We start from the raw sequence: 12,812 nt of genomic DNA, 5'->3' as shown, positions 1-12,812 counted from the left end.
GCGGTTCCGGCAGCGGCGGTTCCGGCAGCGGCGGTTCCGGCAGCGGCGGTTCCGGCAGTGGCGGTTCCGGCAGTGGCGGTTCCGGCAGCGGCGGTCACGGCAGTGGCGGTTCCGGCAGCAGCAGCGGCCACGGCTCCGGTGGCAACAGCGGCGGATGTGGCAGCGGCCATGGCGGCCACTAACGTCAGCAAGCCGGTTCTAAAAACGTCCTAGCAGGACCGAAGCATCTTCGCGTTGACTTGCGCGAAGATGCTTCGCTCCATACCCGGTCGCTATCCGAAGCCGACGTGACGAAAGCATCAGGCCAGCGCTTTTCATTCCAGGCTATCGCATCCGCTCGATATATAAGCGGCTCGGGATCGCAGCTGATGGTCCATGCAGTCGCTTCCGCGTCCAGCAGACCGATAGATCCTTTAGTCCAGTACCGAGGTTCTTCTTATCGTACGCAATCCGAACAAACGCTGCCAGTCCATAAAATCCGATTGACCACCTTCCGGGGGCGTTGAGTCACCGCTCACGGCTGGTCTCTGAGATCGTCCAGAATCGAAGCAAAAAATAAACGGGCACTACCTCGAAGAGCAGCGCCCGTATTCACCTCGGTCTAACTCAGGTGACTAGTTCTTGTACACCCATTGGTTACTGTAGTACAGGCCATCGGCTTGCCAGCCGAGCTTCACATACCGTTGGACTTCCAGGGTGAGCGCTTCCGTAGTCAAACCGGAATTTGCCGTAACCGTTGCGGAATACGTATTGGTCCCGGTAGCCGTCGGCGTTACGCTAAAACCATGGGAGTATGCTTCCTCGGGGTCAGCAGCTGTCGCGACGGTTACCGCTCCGATCCCTTCGGTAAAGTTCGGAAGTGCCGTATTTTGACTGTTCGCCGACACCGACCAGTCAAGGTTCAACGAGGTCTGGGCTCCTGCCAGCGAACCGCCGGGTGTCAGGAAGTTGCTAATGACATCGCTTCCCAGCGTTTGCCATTTCACCGCCGCTGCCGCGGCTGCCGTCACGTTAGGTGCAATGTTGATGACCTTTTGTGCTTGACCGATCTGAGTGCCCGTCGTGTCATACAGCGTAACCGTGTAGACCGAGTACTGCGGGACGGCGGACACATCGATCGGCTGTGGCGTGTAGCTCGGATTGCCATTCGGCGAGAACGTGCTGGTCCCACCGGAGAGCGACGTCCAGGACCACTTGTACTGATCGGTCGTGCTGTTCGACTGCGCACAGGTCGAGCAACCGGTCCACGGCGCGGTGAGCGCCGTTGCAGGAATGGTCAGCTCGTAGCTGGACTTGCCGAGGCCAGACGCCGTGTTGAGCATGTACAGACTTCCGCCGTCGATCCCCGCGCCTTGCACCAACGCCGAGCCGACAGGCGTTAGCACGCCGCTGACGGTCACGGCTTGCGGGATCTGAATAGTCAAGCCGGACTCGAAGCGGCCGTTATTGGCGTCTGCAGCGTCGGTAAACTGCTTCTGGCCCACGAACGACGCGATATAAATGGTGTACTGCTCCTGATTGCCGATGATGTCCCAAGTCCCATTGGGCAAGCGTTGGACGATATCGCTGGCGAAGTTCGGCGTTCCATCCGCATCGGTAACGAGGAAATACACCAGCGCCGCCGGATTGCTGATGTTTGGCAGTGTGCCTGCCGGCAGGAACGCCAGCGTTTTCGCTCCGGTAAGTGTCGTACCGGTGCCAATCAGCGTATGGCGCTGCGCGAAGCTCAAGCCTTCATTGCGGTAGTTTGCGTCGATGGCCGTCGAGCACCCGGACGCGTTGCCGGCCATACATTGACTGAGCGCCGTCAGCAATGACGCCAGATAGTTGACGGGGTACGGCGGCGACTGCAGGACTGTTGGGGCCGCCGTACTGCTGTTCAGCGGAATCGGCTGGTTCGGATCGGCCAGGCTGGTGAGTTGCAGACCCGTTCCGCTATTCGATGGTGTCACGGCGACGGAATCGATCACGGCGTCAGCACCCGTCTGGTTGGGGGTGAACGTCCCACCAATCGGATCGAACGAGCTTGCCGACAAACCGTTCGCACTGAGGATCGTGCCGAGTGCCGTGTTCAGCCTCGTCACGGCGGCGCTGATAGCCGTTTGATTGACAGTCGACGCCAACGAGCCGGAGGCGGTCAGGTCTAGCGGATTGCCGCTTTGCGTAAGCAACGCGGTTACAGCCGTCGTAAGCGGCGTCACGTTAGCAATGACCGGCGCGGTCGTGCCTGTCGGCACAGTTGCCGCAACGGAATACAGATTGCCCGAAGCACCAGACGGGTCCACAGCGGTGATCAGGAACGGCGCGGTAAGGCCCGTGATCGACACGCTATAGGTACCATTGGCTCCTGAGGTCGTCGAAACGCTCTTGCCGTTGACGTCGATCACGGTAACGGCTGCGTTGGTCAACGCGTTTCCGATTGCTACCGTCCCACTCATCGCGCTCGGCGTTGCCGATGACGTGCTTCCCGAAGTTGCGGAAGATGTGGCGGAAGACGAGCCCGATCCCCCACCGCAGGCCGCCAGTGTGGCGAGTAACGATGCACACACCGTCAGCTTCGCGAACCCCATATTATGAAGTCTTTTCATTTTGCCTTTCAATTTTAAGTTTTAGTTTTCTCTCCTGACGGCACATGGCGCGTCAAAATCTATTAACGGAACTTACGAAGAATTTCTTTAATGCTTCAGTCCACCGTCAGCTAATTTCTATCGTTGCCGCAAGCAAATATGTTGCAGGCGCCCGGCTGCTCTTTTTGATAGTGTGTGGTGAAGATAACGTATAGGAAAAAGACACGGCGCACCGCGATTAGCCAAGGGCGCGCGTTTCCCTTCCCGGCAGATTCAAACAGCGGCGCGAAGCTCCGCAGGCTCGAAATAGAAATTCCTGTTCCCCGCGACGCGTTCAACCATGAAGTCGATAAACGTCCTTACCCGCAACGGTTGCTCGGTCCGATGACGATAGTAAATATAGATACCCTCGCGCTGCGTCACATGCTGAACCAGCAAGGGAACGAGCTGGCCGCTTCTGATAAGCGCAGTGGCCGAAAAGCTGCCGAGTTGTCCCACACCGAGTCCGGCAAGCACGGCCTCGGTTTCGGCGTCGGTATCGTTGACGCATAGGCTCGTCGCGATGTCGCGATAGACGATTTCATCCCCAATGAGAAATTCCCAAGGCGCCTGCTTGCCCGTGTTGGCGCGTCGATAGCCCGTGCAGCGGTGCCTGTCGAGCTCTTCAATGGTCTGCGGCGCGCCGTAACGCTCGATATAGGCGGGCGCCGCGCAGACTATCAACTGAATCGGCAAGAGACGGCGCGCAATGGTGCCGCCCGACGGCGGAGAGCCACCACGAAAGCCCACGTCGGCGCGATCGCTGACGAGGTCGGTGAAGTGGTCGTCGAACTGCAGATCGAGTTGCACGTTCGGATGCAACTGGGCGAATTCCAGAAAATACGGACACAGCACCGTACGACCCATCGCTCTTGGCGCACTCACACGGAGCGGGCCGGCAATCTCGGCTTTCGAGCGTCGCACGTCGTCGAGCGCCGTCGACAGGATGGCCAAAGCAGGCGTCACGCTGTCCAGCAGCCCCCGCCCCTCCTCAGTCAAACTCAGTTTGCGCGTGGTTCGATGGAAGAGTCGAACGCCCAGTTCCCTTTCCAGTTGCATCACCGCATGGCTCGCGGCCTGCGGCGAGATCCCCTGGTCCACGGCCGCCTTGCGCAGGCTTCCGAGTGTCGCGGCCCGCACAAATATCGTGATCGCGCGAACTTCATTCACGGCTGTCCGCCTCATTAGCAAATATTAGTTGATTATCAGTCTAGCAATATACGGCTAGTTCATGCCAATCCATGCTCCTATGATTCGTTCACATCCACCCCACACGTAGGAGAAACATCATGGCTGAGCTCCCGAACAACGGCTTCAAGCGTGTCTGGTTTATCACCGGCGCAGCGCGCGGCCTCGGCGCCCTGATCGCCGAAGCGGCTCTCGCTGACGGCAATGCGGTGGTTGCCGCCGGCCGCAATGTCGCGGCGATTGCCGAGCGCCTTGGTGACTCGCCGGCACTGCTGCCCGTCACGCTGGATGTCACGGACGAAGCGCAGGCGAAGGCCGCTGTTCAGGCCGCGCTCGAGAAATTCGGCCGTATCGAGGTTCTGGTCAACAATGCGGGCTTTGGTCTGCTCGGCGCCATCGAGGAGTCCAGCGATGCGGATGTGCGTCGCATGTACGACACCAATGTATTTGGCCTGCTGAATATGACGCGTGCAGTTCTGCCTGCCATGCGTGCCCAGCGCTCGGGGCATGTCATCAATATGTCGTCGATCGGCGGCTATCGGTCGGCCGCGGGATTCGGCGCCTACTGTTCGACCAAGTTTGCAGTCGAAGGCTTGACGGAGGCGTTGCATAACGAATTGAAGCCGCTCGGCATTCATGCAACGGTCGTGGAGCCGGGTTACTTCCGGACTGACTTCCTCGACGCGTCATCGCTCGTCGTTGCCCGCGAGGCGATTGCGGACTACGACGAGACATCGGGGAACGTGCGCCGGATCGCTGCCACCATGAATCACAACCAGCCCGGCAACCCTGTGAAGCTCGCGGCAGCGATGCTCGAACTGGTGGACGCGCAAACGCCTCCGCTGCGCCTGCCGCTTGGCACCGACACGCTGAAGGCGATTGCCGAGAAGAATGCGTATGTCACGCAGGAAACCGAAAGCTGGAAGGCGCTCTCGGCGTCCACTGACTTTCCTGCTTGAGGCATGTGGATTCTGAAGGACATTGGATTTGCCTCGTCGGCTGACCGACGAGGCAAGTGAGACGCGATATATTTCACCCCGATCATTCAGAGCGCAGTTCCCGTTGATACTCAAGGCCGTCGGTGTTTCTACTCTTCCAAAGCCCGAACACGTCACTCCCAACCCTCGCCTTGCGCTCCGATATATATGCGTCAATCGCATCACGGATGATAGCGGCGCGTGGCCGCCTCTCGATCTCCGCGAGTCTTGCCAACGCTTCAAACTGCATGTTGGACAAATCAACCAGGATTCGCTTCATCAATATCCCCGTTACACGATATTCATATCGTATCTCGTTGCACTATGCGCCGTAAAAGATCCCGACGACACTGCCCAACGTTAAAGGTACAAGACCATCCCTACGGCTTCGCATCCCATGCGCCGCCTTCGCATCCCCGCACGAATACCCGCTAGCAAACGCCTACATTAGGGTCGATCGAGTCGCTAAGGCTGGACCGCCACACGGCGGCCCAGCCCGGCGCCCTTCCCATCTACCCTGTGCAAGCACGATGAAACTGCTGCGGATACTGACTGGCGTCCACGCGGGAGCGCAACTGCAGCTCACGCCGGGGACGCACCGCATCGGCGCCGACGACGATGCCGACATCCGCCTCGCCGACTGGCGCGGTGCGGACACGCTGCTGCACGTCGATGAAAGCGGCGTGGTGAGCGCGCAGCGTCTTGCGGTGGGAGGCACGTCAGCGAATACGCCGGGCACGGACGGCACAACAGCGCAGCAGGCCAATCCGGCCATCCCGGAAGAAGTCGTGCTGCTGGTCGACTTCGTGCCTATGCAGTTCGACGACACAATCCTGTGCGTAGGCGCCGGCGACGCTGTCTGGCCATCCGACCTGGATCTGCTTTCGACCCTGCTCACCCGCCCCGCCGAAGCGCGCTTCGCCGCCGAGCGTAAAAAGCGCCGCCGCTATGTGGGCGCGGTGGCGGCCTGCTTTGCGCTTGGCATTGTGATTGTCGCCGGCTCGCTGCTGACCACCACGCAGATGAGCCGCGCCGCTCTACCGCGCAATGCCGACGACCGCGCGCAACGCGTCAGCGAGGCGCTCGCCGCAGCCCATGTCAGCGGTCTGCGCGCGCATGCGCTCGGCAGCACCGTGGTGGTGACGGGCATGGTCGCCACGCCGGCCGACGACGAGGCCGTGCGCACCCTGCTCGAGCGCATTTCACAGAGCGGGATTTCGCGCCACTACGACGTCGCGCAGAACGACGCGCGCAGTATCGAAGATTCGCTCGGCATAGCCGGCGTGCATGTCGAATACCAGGGCGGTGGCGCCTTTGCCGTAACCGGCAAGGTCAGCAGCCGCGCCGACCTCGACGCGGCGCTGGCGCGCGTGCGCGCCGATCTCGACACCAACGTCAGGAGCGTTGTGGTGCAGGCGAGCGAAAGCGCAGGCACAACCGACGCGCCAAACGAAGCATCGTATTCCGAAATTATTTCCTCCGATGACGTGAAGTATGCGGAGACGCCCGATGGCGTCAAACATATTTACGCGGCCGATCCGCCAGCCGGCGCCTCCGATAGCGGCGCAGCCAACGCAGCAAGCGCGCCGAACGCAACCGTCAACGCCGCAACGGGCACGAACGCCAGCGTGAACGGCAACGGCAACGTCAGTGCCACCAACACCGCGTCTACGAGCAACACCAACCGCACGCCCGGCACAACCAGCCCTTCCAGCGTCGACAACGACACGATCAGCCGCAGCGCCGACGCAGGCGTGCCGCTGCCTGACCCAGCCACCTTGCCGGCCAGCCTGCCAGGCGCGGCGCCGGAGCCGCAGCGGCAACACGGTCCGGCTGGCTGACGAGCGCAACCCAAACGCAACCCGAAGCCAATCCGAATGAAACCCGGCGAGCCGCGTCCAGTCACTCACAGCGCGCCATCCTTACTCCAGGAGATCGACATGTACGAGCAACTCGAACCTTATAGCAGCGACTTCAACGACTTGCCGAAGACGCTAGCCGACCCCGCAGGCGCCCCGCGCGTCGAAGCGATCCGTCATGCGCTCGACAAGACGGCGCAACAGATCAGCGAAGCCCAGGGCAGCAACGACCTCGACCGCAACAATCTCGCGAAACTGTATCGCGGCTTTCTCGCCGCCTCGCGCGTGCTCGGTCGACTCCAGGAAAAACAGGGCGCAGCGCTCGGTTGACGCAGCGTCCTGCCGGCGCGGGAAAAGCATCGTCTTTGCCGCTGCCGGTCAACGCGCTTGCTTCGACGGCACGCAGTCAAAAACGCCGGCGAAGCGGCAGGTCTCGATATAGGCCACACCTTTCTTTCCACACCCACAGGAGGTTCTCATGTCCGTAGGCAGCGCAGGCTCGATGATGCAAGGTCTCACCAACGAAATGAACCAGATGACGGAAATGTCCGCTCAGATGCAAGTCGAGCAAAGCATGTACGCATCGGTTTCCGATATCGCGAAGAGCGGTGCCAGCAACGTCAAGAGCGCCGCACAAGGCGGCTAAGCGGCCTTAGCCCGGCAGGCCGTCGCTGCGCGCTCGCGCGGCGGCGGCGGCCGTTGCGGCCGGTCTATGCCCCGCGCATGCGCCGGCCGTTTTTTGTCGCGCGTTTTCGAGGTCGATGCATGAGCAGTGAGCGCTATACCAACCTGATCGTAGATCTGTGTGCGACCGTCGGTCTCGGCGATGTCGACCATGTGCTGCGCACGCGCTCGATCGAGGTCGAAGGTTTCGATGTGCGGCTGGATTATTTCGAGCACGACATCGACGCGATGTATGCGAATTTCCATTTCGGCACGGTGACGGCCGGTCGCACGCTCGTCGTGTTCCGGTTGATGCTCGAAGCCAATCTGCTGATCTATGCACAGGACCAGGCGCAACTGGGACTGGATACCGACAGTGGCGGCGTCGTGCTGGTGCTGCGCCTGCCGTTCGCCGACGACCTGAGCGGCGAGGCGCTCGCCGATCTGCTCGCGCACTACGCCGAACATGGCCGCTACTGGCGGCAGAACATCGTGGAATCGAACGACCAGATGTTCGAAGGCATCGCCTCCGGCGAGTTCTTCTGGTTAAGGGCGTGATGCTCGGGTCTTGAGCCGCGGCCTTAGGGCTATGGCGTGCCGCCGCCAGCAAACCGGCACAACGCGCGGCACCACGCGCTGTACCAGGGCTTTACCACGCGCGCCGCAGCGTCAACTTCCCCCCTTGGCCGCCTTCTCGACGTTCTGGGCACCCTGCACCAGGATCTTGGCCATCTCGCTCACTTCAGCCTGCTGGGCCTGCATGATCGAGCCGAGCACACTCATACCCGCCGAAGCCAGTCCGGCGCCGGATTGCGCCAGATTGGCCACATCGCCGGACAAAGCCGAAGCGTCCTGCAGCAGGCGACCGCCCGCGTTATTCAGCCGTTCCGAGGCGTTGTGCAGCATGTTGCCCAAACGTCCCCCCGTCTCCGGCTTAGAGCCGGACCCGGCAACGTCGGCCGTGCCCGTGCCCGTGCCCGCGCCGTGAGACGCCGACGGCCTGGCGGCAAACGAGGCACGTGCGCCCGCGCCGGTCTTCGCCCCGCCGCTATTCAGCGCATTCAGGGCATGCAGCGCGGCGCCGCCTTGCGGACCGGCCTGCGCGCCGGTGTTGACGGCAGGGCTTTGGCCGGCAGGCGAAGAGGGTGGCGTGGAATGGTCCGCGAGCGGCGCAATGCCGCTGTGACCGCCGATCGACGGGGATTTCGTCATGATGCAGGGCTCCTGGTTTGACCGCGCGCCGCCCCAACCCGCCAGGCACGCACGAGCAAGGAACGACACGCATCCTCTCCGACCATACTGCGTGCCGCTCGCCAGTTGCAGCCCATGCACGAAAACGCGTCGTCACGAACGAAGCCACGCACGGTATGGACGACCTGCTGGTCCCGCCAACCCTTGCGCTTCGCACTCTTGCCCGGCGGTTCGCAAAGCACCCTCTGACGGACGCGCCATGCCACCACACTAGCTGGCAACCTCGTCAACCGGACTCGAATCATGCGCTTTGCACCGCTCGAAAGAATGGAAACACCGCACCTCGTGTTGCGCCCGCTAACCCCAGCGGATGCGCCGGCGCTGTTCGACCAGATGCTCGGCGACCCCGGCACCATGCACGACCTGCCGGTGCCGCGCCATCGCAGCGTCGAGGAAACCGCGGCATTTGTCGACGAAGCGCTACACGGCTGGCAAGACGGCACGCTGATCCGCTACGCACTCGAATGCAGGGAAACCGGCCGCCTCACGGCGCTGATCGAATTAAAGCCGGCGCTGCCGCGCATCGAGGTGGGCGTCGTGATCAGCCGGCATGGTGACGCGCGGCGCCGGCGCGCCGGCGTGCTCGCGCTGCAGGATCTGCTCGACTGGCTGATCCAGCAGCCGGGCGTGTACCGGCTGTTCGCCTGTTGCGCGGTCGACGGCGCCGCGCACAGCAGCATGGAGCGTCTTGGCTTCGTACAGGAAGCACTCCTGAGAAATCACGAGCCACGTCCCAATCGCGGCCTCGTTGCCGACGACAGTTACCTGTACGCGCTGACGCGTCCGGTGCCGGCCCTGCCCGAGCCGCCCAACGAAGGTGTCGCATGGCTGCGCACGACCATGCATTGGAGCCTCGAAAACGCATAAACGCCGTACCTCAGTCACACCCTGCTGTGCCGCAATACGAAGAAGTGTTCCAACTTCAAGCAATTGTTCATCTCTCAGGCGATAATACAAAGGTCTGACGAATGCCGTCACCCCGCATATCGTTGTCCCCTCCGGCGGCTAGCCCGCCGGCTGACCGACCACACAACACACAACGCCGGAGATGCCTCGATGTCGTTACCGCGGCTAACGGGACAGATGATCGCCTTTTCGCGCTTCTGGCTCGCGCGCGAGGTCGGCCTTCTGATCGCCGATGGCGCCGTCATCGAACTGGGCACGCGTCCATTCGCCGTACTCGCCGCCCTGCTCGATGCTGGCGGCCGCGTGCTCTCGACCGCGCAATTGCGCGAGATCGTCTGGCCCGGCACGAACGTCGATGCAAACACCGTCCAGGCGCAGATCTCCGCGATCCGGCGAGCGCTCAATGACGAGCGCGATCTGATCGTCACCGTGCCGGGGCGCGGCTACCGCTTCGCGGGCGAAATACGGCTGGTCGACACGCCCGATACCGGGCTTGAGCCGGGCGCAGCCAGCGCCGTCAGCATCGCCGCGTCGCTCGCCACCTCGTTCATGCCGGCTGGGACTTCCGGCACCTCGGTGACATCCAGCTACGCGGGAAGCGCAAGCGTCACGCGCGTGCCTGCCGCCTCGTTCGGGCCGGCGGCCGGATCGCCGCCCGCGCCGCCGCTCGGCACAGTGCGCTCTTCTGCCCCGCGCGGCTCCTTCCTGCGCGGCGCACGGCCAGTCAGCGAGCATGCCGCGCCATTAGCCTCGCCGCTCACCGCCACGCCGCTGCCGACCAGCGCAGTGGCCTCGCTGCGCTCGCATTCGATCGACCCGTCGCCATTCGTCGGCCGTCATGCCGAGCTTTCGGAGCTGCTCGCGCTGGTGCCCACCCGCCGCATCGTCACGCTGACGGGCGCCTCCGGCATCGGCAAAACGCGCCTCGCGACCGAAGCCGCCAGCCGGCTCGCCTCGCACTTTCCGGATGGCGCCGTATGCGCGGCGCTGGCCTCGCTGGCGCAGCCCGACCGCGTGGTCAATGCCATTGCCGCGGCGCTCGGCCAGGAACCGAATGCCCGCTCCGCCGACGCGGAAGGACTCGCCGAGCGAGGCCGCCTCGCTGCCTTGATCGGCGCGCGACGCATACTGCTGATCGTCGATCATTGCGACCATCTAAGCGACGCCGCGGGCGCGACCATCGAAGCGCTGGTCGCCAGCACGCGTGGACTGCATGTGATCGCCACCTGCGAGACGCCACTCTTTATCGCGGGTGAATCGACCGTCGCCGTAGCGCCGCTGCGCGTCCCGCCCGAACCCATCGCAGAGGCGCCGTCGGCATCGTCGATGCTCGACTACGACGCGCTGCACCTGCTGCTCACACGGCTCTTCCATTGCCTGAAAGCGCCCGGCGGCAACACCGCGCCGCTCGACCCGCAGCGGCTCGCGCCGGACACGCTCGCGGCCGCTTCGCTGCTGTGCCGGCGAATCGACGGCGTGCCCTACGCGGTCGAACTGGCCGCCGCGACGATCGCCGCTCAGGTACGGGCGGGCACACCGGTCGAAGCCGCGCTCGCCGCCTTCGCCGCGGATCTCGACGCGATGATGACGCGCCGCACCGGCGCGCGCCGCATCGTGCTGCCGCGCGCCGCGATGGTCCATGCGATGCTGGACATCTCCTATGCGGCGCTCGACGGCCCCACTCGCACCACGCTGCGGCGGCTTGGCGTATTTGCCGATGCATTTGCCTACGAAGCCGCGCTCGACGTGCTCGGCGCGTTCGACTCCGACTATGAATCGGGACCGCCGGGCGCCGCAGCGCTGGAAGGCCAACTGCGCACGCTGGTGGCCGCTGGTCTCGTCAACGAAGTGGATTGCGACGGCGCGCTGCGCCTGCGACTGCCGCAGTCGGTGCGCCGCTTTGCGCTCGGCGCGCTCGAGCGAACCCACGAAAGCACCGACGCCGCTACCCACCACGCCCAGTTCGTGGCGCGCGACGTGGCGCGGCGCTTCGGCGCGGGTCTCGCGAGCGGCAGCCTGCACAGCCGCCACGATATCGATGCCTTGCGCGCCGCGCTCGAATGGGCCGTCTCGGCGGACAAGCTCGAGCTGTGCGTTGACCTGCTCGACAACACCGCCCCCGTTTGGGTTGCGCTGTCGCTGGTCGACGAATACGTCGGCTGGGCTCGCGCGGCGCTAGCCCGGGTGGATAGCGGGTCGATGCGGCGCATCCGCGACGAGATGCGCCTGCGCGCCGTGCTGGCGCGGGCGCTGACGCTGCGCCGCGGTACGCCGGAAGAAATCGTTGCAAGCTGGCAACGCACCTACGAGCTGGCGAATATCTGCGCGGATATGCCCTACCGTCTGCGTGCGCTGTTCAGCCTGGCGATGGGTGCGCTCGAAGCCGGCGAGGTGCTGCGCTGTCGCGAGATCAGCCAGGCCTTCAGCGAGATCGCCGATGCCACGCAATGGCCTGCTGTGAGCATCAATGCACGGCGCATCGAAGGGATCATGCGGGCCTATGCCGGTGACTTCGATGCCGCGATCCGCCTGTTGTCGCCGGTCGTCGGACTGAGCGACGACTCAGCCGCCCCGACGATCGACGAGGAGGCTTGCCGCGAAGCCAATGCAATGGCGACCGGCTATGGGCTATCGCTGCATCTGGTCGCGCGCGCCGTGCTGGCTGCGACCCAATGGCTCGCCGGCGAGCCCAATATGGCCGCGCCGTTGCGCAGCACGTTTCGCGACCCGGCCGAAGAAAGCGAGCCGGTTGCCTGCTGCGTGGCGCTTGGTCTTGCCTGTGCGCTGGCTGCGCTCGACGACGATATCGCACTCGCAGAATCGTGCGCGGCGGCGCTCGTCACCCGCGCCCGGGTGGCGGGACTGCGGCGCTGGCTGCGGGCGGGGCTCGACTTCCGGCTCTGGCTCGACGCGCGCCGCGGCGATCAGCAAGCGGCGCGGCGCGTGGTCAGCGGTGCGCTCAAGCGAATCGCCCGCGAGCGCATCTATCTGCTCGACGTCGCCTTTATCGCCACGCTGCTGCCACGCATCGCGTTGAAGGATGAGCCCGAACTGACTGCGTCGCTGGCGGTGACGCTGCTCGGCGCCGTGATGCGCAGCGAACGCACTGGCGAGCTCTGGTATGTGCCGGAGTTGCTGCGCCTGGGTGCGCTGGTGCAGCTTGCAAAAGGCGAAACGGCGCAATCGGTTCGACCGCTTCTGCATGAGGCATTGCAGCGGGCTCGCCAGCATGGCGCACAGCGGCTTGCGCTGCGGATTACAGTGGATCTCGAGGCACTGGACGCGGCGCCGGGGATTTCGACAGGCTATCCGGTGCATCGATCCTTGCCGCTTACCGTAAATGCCGCTGAGGAGAAGTAAGC

General features: G+C 63.9%; 12 protein-coding genes. 8 read left to right on the top strand and 4 right to left on the bottom strand.

Features of this window, described 5'->3' with window-relative positions; translation table 11 throughout:
• The coding region (locus BLQ92_RS40490) for a hypothetical protein (protein WP_218133066.1) at positions 1 to 213 on the top strand (213 nt) is incomplete at its 5' end.
• Between the two features lie 401 nt (positions 214 to 614).
• On the opposite strand, the gene BLQ92_RS38540 is transcribed toward BLQ92_RS40490, so the two are convergent.
• Together BLQ92_RS38540 and BLQ92_RS38535 are read right to left on the bottom strand one after the other, a co-directional pair.
• Positions 615 to 2,408, bottom strand: coding sequence for a cell wall anchor protein (locus BLQ92_RS38540; protein ID WP_244106342.1), 1,794 nt, complete (start codon positions 2,406 to 2,408; stop codon positions 615 to 617).
• 432 nt (positions 2,409 to 2,840) lie between these two features.
• Positions 2,841 to 3,776 (bottom strand): LysR family transcriptional regulator, encoded by a 936-nt coding sequence (locus BLQ92_RS38535; RefSeq protein WP_090695979.1) that lies wholly within the window; start codon positions 3,774 to 3,776, stop codon positions 2,841 to 2,843.
• A 119-nt stretch (positions 3,777 to 3,895) separates the two neighbouring features.
• Between BLQ92_RS38535 and BLQ92_RS38530 the strand changes: the two genes are divergently transcribed.
• Complete coding sequence (locus BLQ92_RS38530; protein ID WP_090695978.1) at positions 3,896 to 4,753, top strand: oxidoreductase; 858 nt, start codon at positions 3,896 to 3,898, stop codon at positions 4,751 to 4,753.
• 82 nt (positions 4,754 to 4,835) lie between these two features.
• On the opposite strand, the gene BLQ92_RS38525 is transcribed toward BLQ92_RS38530, so the two are convergent.
• On the bottom strand, positions 4,836 to 5,051 hold the full coding sequence (locus tag BLQ92_RS38525) for a ribbon-helix-helix domain-containing protein (protein WP_090695977.1): 216 nt from the start codon (positions 5,049 to 5,051) through the stop codon (positions 4,836 to 4,838).
• A 250-nt stretch (positions 5,052 to 5,301) separates the two neighbouring features.
• Here BLQ92_RS38525 and BLQ92_RS38520 point away from each other — a divergent pair, with 250 nt between their 5' ends.
• The 4 genes from BLQ92_RS38520 to BLQ92_RS38510 all read left to right on the top strand — a co-directional run bounded on the left by BLQ92_RS38520 (position 5,302) and on the right by BLQ92_RS38510 (position 7,851).
• Complete coding sequence (locus BLQ92_RS38520; RefSeq protein WP_090695976.1) at positions 5,302 to 6,612, top strand: hypothetical protein; 1,311 nt, start codon at positions 5,302 to 5,304, stop codon at positions 6,610 to 6,612.
• Between the two features lie 99 nt (positions 6,613 to 6,711).
• The gene (locus tag BLQ92_RS38515; protein WP_090695975.1) at positions 6,712 to 6,960 is read left to right on the top strand and encodes a type III secretion protein; all 249 of its coding nucleotides are present in this window, start codon (positions 6,712 to 6,714) and stop codon (positions 6,958 to 6,960) included.
• 148 nt (positions 6,961 to 7,108) lie between these two features.
• A complete protein-coding gene (locus tag BLQ92_RS40375; protein ID WP_175772645.1) occupies positions 7,109 to 7,276 on the top strand; it encodes a hypothetical protein in 168 nt (55 codons plus the stop codon).
• A 119-nt stretch (positions 7,277 to 7,395) separates the two neighbouring features.
• Positions 7,396 to 7,851, top strand: a complete 456-nt coding sequence (locus BLQ92_RS38510) for a CesT family type III secretion system chaperone (protein ID WP_090695974.1) — start codon at positions 7,396 to 7,398, stop codon at positions 7,849 to 7,851.
• 111 nt (positions 7,852 to 7,962) lie between these two features.
• Here BLQ92_RS38510 and BLQ92_RS38505 read toward each other — a convergent pair whose 3' ends face one another.
• Complete coding sequence (locus tag BLQ92_RS38505; protein ID WP_090695973.1) at positions 7,963 to 8,505, bottom strand: hypothetical protein; 543 nt, start codon at positions 8,503 to 8,505, stop codon at positions 7,963 to 7,965.
• Between the two features lie 282 nt (positions 8,506 to 8,787).
• Here BLQ92_RS38505 and BLQ92_RS38500 point away from each other — a divergent pair, with 282 nt between their 5' ends.
• Together BLQ92_RS38500 and BLQ92_RS38495 are read left to right on the top strand one after the other, a co-directional pair.
• Positions 8,788 to 9,411, top strand: coding sequence for a GNAT family N-acetyltransferase (locus BLQ92_RS38500; RefSeq protein ID WP_090695972.1), 624 nt, complete (start codon positions 8,788 to 8,790; stop codon positions 9,409 to 9,411).
• 189 nt (positions 9,412 to 9,600) lie between these two features.
• Positions 9,601 to 12,810: an ATP-binding protein gene (locus BLQ92_RS38495; protein WP_090695971.1), complete on the top strand. Its 3,210-nt coding sequence runs from the start codon at positions 9,601 to 9,603 to the stop codon at positions 12,808 to 12,810.
• Positions 12,811 to 12,812: the final 2 nt, after the last annotated feature.

Source organism: Paraburkholderia phenazinium (genome assembly GCF_900100735.1).
GTDB lineage: Bacteria > Pseudomonadota > Gammaproteobacteria > Burkholderiales > Burkholderiaceae > Paraburkholderia > Paraburkholderia phenazinia.
The sequence above is the reverse complement of the archived record's forward strand: the minus strand, read 5'-3'. Positions and strand labels throughout refer to the sequence as shown.

Bases quoted from the DNA above. Each gene is read 5' to 3' on its own strand.
- BLQ92_RS38530 (WP_090695978.1), top strand. From the start codon at position 3,896: ATGGCTGAGCTCCCGAACAACGGCTTCAAGCGTGTCTGGTTTATCACC.
- BLQ92_RS40375 (WP_175772645.1), top strand. From the start codon at position 7,109: ATGTCCGTAGGCAGCGCAGGCTCGATGATGCAAGGTCTCACCAACGAA.
- BLQ92_RS38515 (WP_090695975.1), top strand. From the start codon at position 6,712: ATGTACGAGCAACTCGAACCTTATAGCAGCGACTTCAACGACTTGCCG.
- BLQ92_RS38495 (WP_090695971.1), top strand. From the start codon at position 9,601: ATGTCGTTACCGCGGCTAACGGGACAGATGATCGCCTTTTCGCGCTTC.
- BLQ92_RS38525 (WP_090695977.1), bottom strand. From the start codon at position 5,051: ATGAAGCGAATCCTGGTTGATTTGTCCAACATGCAGTTTGAAGCGTTG.
- BLQ92_RS38520 (WP_090695976.1), top strand. From the start codon at position 5,302: ATGAAACTGCTGCGGATACTGACTGGCGTCCACGCGGGAGCGCAACTG.
- BLQ92_RS38505 (WP_090695973.1), bottom strand. From the start codon at position 8,505: ATGACGAAATCCCCGTCGATCGGCGGTCACAGCGGCATTGCGCCGCTC.
- BLQ92_RS38510 (WP_090695974.1), top strand. From the start codon at position 7,396: ATGAGCAGTGAGCGCTATACCAACCTGATCGTAGATCTGTGTGCGACC.
- BLQ92_RS38500 (WP_090695972.1), top strand. From the start codon at position 8,788: ATGCGCTTTGCACCGCTCGAAAGAATGGAAACACCGCACCTCGTGTTG.